Annotated in this window: 3 protein-coding genes; 1 reads left to right on the plus strand and 2 read right to left on the minus strand. The window is 54.4% G+C overall.

Annotated features, from left to right (window positions below; all coding sequences use genetic code 11):
* Positions 1–55: 55 nt before the first annotated feature.
* A complete protein-coding gene (locus WCJ41_RS21160; RefSeq protein ID WP_336907818.1) occupies positions 56–772 on the minus strand; it encodes a hypothetical protein in 717 nt (238 codons plus the stop codon).
* Between the two features lie 238 nt (positions 773–1010).
* The gene (locus WCJ41_RS21165) at positions 1011–1439 is read right to left on the minus strand and encodes a hypothetical protein (protein ID WP_336907819.1); all 429 of its coding nucleotides are present in this window, start codon (positions 1437–1439) and stop codon (positions 1011–1013) included.
* 379 nt (positions 1440–1818) lie between these two features.
* Between WCJ41_RS21165 and WCJ41_RS21170 the strand changes: the two genes are divergently transcribed.
* Positions 1819–2685: a hypothetical protein gene (locus WCJ41_RS21170; RefSeq protein WP_336907820.1), complete on the plus strand. Its 867-nt coding sequence runs from the start codon at positions 1819–1821 to the stop codon at positions 2683–2685.
* Positions 2686–2869 lie beyond the last annotated feature (184 nt).

Consider the following 2869-nt stretch of genomic DNA (forward strand, 5'->3'; position numbering starts at 1 on the left):
CTTTGATCGGCGGACTACACCTTAACACCCTGTCCGAATTCCTAGGACCACCTCATTATGAGTGTCGAGCCACAAGGACATGTGTGTAGCACGACATGATGGCTCCCAGCTCGTTGGGTTGAAGTGTGCAGCGAAAGCCCAGCTCCTCGAGCCGTGCGCAGACGGCGTCGCGATAGTCATGCGCTCGGGATGGTGGAGCATAGTATTCGACCGGAACAAGGCGAATTTCATGGCGGGAGATGCGGGCAATTTTCTCGACTGCGCGGAGGTGGAAGCTCAGATCGAACTCCTCTCCATCATAGCAACCGCCATGATCGACATGGGCGTATGCGAACAGGAAGTTCCCGCTCAAGACGCGGTCGAATGAACGGTCGGCGAAGGGCAGATGTGGTAGTTCCCCGTAGACATATGCCCCTTCGCCCCGATGGGCAGCATAGTCAGCAACGAAACTGTCGAGGGCAGCGTATTTCTTTGCCTTGTATTCGCCGCTCATTGGAAAATTCGGGTTCTTCTCCCAATCCTCGATGCCACGCGCAATGCTCGCCCGGCCATATGCCAGGATTTCTTCCGGCGAGAGCTTGTACATCGGATCACAGGCGGTGATGTCGAGATGCAGCACAGACCCCTCTGCCCGGAAGCTGCTTGGCCCACTGGCGATATCAAGGGTCTTGCCGCTTCGAAGGTCTCTCTCCGTGAGCATAAACATCGCAAGGTACTCCTCTAGCGGACGGCCGAAGAAGGCGATGTAGGGGATGCTGAAATCTTTGCTCATCTATGCGACCTGTCGACGTCTGCCGTTCCGACGTTGCCGATACGCCACACTTGGAGGACTGAAGCGATAGCAGCAGAGCAATCACGCAATCGAGTGGCAACGACGCACGAAATCTCTAGCTTTGGTTTGGTCGCTAAAGGCTCATCAACCGAATTCAGTTTCTGTTTGCACAGTAACCGCTGGAGGTCGGATCCAGTTTCCCACCTCTGGCAGCTAAGTGTTCGAGCTTCAGTGAGCTCTAAAAGGCTGCGTAGCAAGTTGCTGCCAACTGGCCCGGCACTGTTGACTGGAGGTTGAGCCACAACTCTCTAGCACCGGTATAAATCGCGAGATTTTGCTGGTACCAGAGGTATTCAGCAACTCGTATTTGGTTTCCTGCTAAGTCGCGCACAAAAAGAAGAGCTTCGAACTCAATGATGCCATTCTGGATAATCTGCAGATCTGCGCTTGTAACGTTGGCAGACAGACCAACACAGGAAATCCCCCTCAGTCTGATCAACTTATTGGCTGGAAGTTGAATTCGGACCGAACAAGTCGTTCCCGATTGGCAAGAGAGTTCCGTCTTCGCAAACTTGGTAGCCGCACCTGCGGCATTACCGGCGGCATTCGCCGTGCCGAATGTCCCCAGGATGATTGCCGTGGCTACGAATAGCGATTTTTTCAACATGTTTGATCCTTGTATTAAAGAAGATCATTAAGTCGCTTCTCATCGTGGAGACAACCGCAGAACTACTTAGGCGTGGATCAGTTGCATTCGCGCGAATGGCAGGAAAAGTCTATTTCGGGCTGATTTCTATGAGGGCCTGAAATCTCCCGAGCCGGGTTTCATGATACATGCCAAATCTCGACTCTTTGGTCAGCATAGGGACTGAGTGCGTCAGGGTAAGTAAAACAGAGAATGTTATCATCCCATTGCTAATCTATGCTTCGGGTTGACTGCTGGACAACAAGCCGCCGACAGATAAGATGACGTCGATGGCCCTCCTCGCTCTTGATAAGATTCAGCGAAGAACTCGGCATCTAGCGTTAAATGAAGGATCGCGAGCATGAGCATCAATCGTAGAAACTTGATCGGAGCTACTGTTGTGCTCGGTGCGGCTGCTCCGGTCATGCAGGGATTGGCAGCCATCCGGGCGCAAGCCGCGACCACAGTCGGCACAAGTATCGAAGACTCAACAGCTCTGGCCGAGCGCTACTTCAAGTCCAAGGGTTATGCGGCCGAGGCGCCGAAGCCACTTATCACCGGAGCCGATTACAATGGTGGCCTCACCTATGACGAGGATGGCTTTGGTAATGGTTCGACGCGGTCGCTTTACGTCATCCAGCCCTGTGCGAGGGTTGAGGATGCCGAGGTACAGCGCAAGCCGGGAACATTACCGTTCTTCACAATGTTTGCTCTCTATCCGGCAGAGGTAGTCACTGCGCAGCGCCGGACCAGCGACTTGTTGGAGTTCCTCACTTCGGTGGCGGGCCTCGATCCGAAGCGGTTGAGGGTGACGACGACGGAACTAGCCAAGCCCTTGTTTGCGGACTTTGAACGCTATGGAATCAGTGGCGAGCAGATCAGGCTGAGGCCTGTTGCGGAGGCGCAGGCCGACGGCGCTGGATCAGGCTGGTTCGAGCCCGAGGGGCATCCCAACGCGCCTGCCTTTGCCAGCTATTCGGTGGAATTCGTCATGGAGGATGGCAACGAGATCGAGATTGCCGAATCTGCTGTGGAATTTGCACCACCACACAATGGGGTGGTCGCCGTTGGCCTCGAACGTCTGGCGATGGCAAGGAATGACAAACTTATGAGCTGGGATGACGCAGCGAAGTCATTCAGGCAGGCCGCAGAGGCAGAGGCGCAGCACAGCGGCAAACCGCTTCCAGGCGGCTACTTCAATATACTCGGGCTTCCGAATCCGGGATAGGCTCAGCACGAATGGCGTGATTTCAAGGCATTGAACTGCTAACGGATGCTTCTTTTCGAACTGCACCCAAGCCTTGCGTTCTTCATTCCGATAGATGTTGGCCTTAGCGTCAGGTAGCCCTTCTTGTGAGGCAGGCAAGATAGTCGCTAGGGGCAGCGCTAGGAGCGAATAATCTACATCATTA

Source organism: Aestuariivirga sp. (assembly GCF_037139295.1).
Classification (GTDB): Bacteria; Pseudomonadota; Alphaproteobacteria; order Rhizobiales; family Aestuariivirgaceae; genus Aestuariivirga.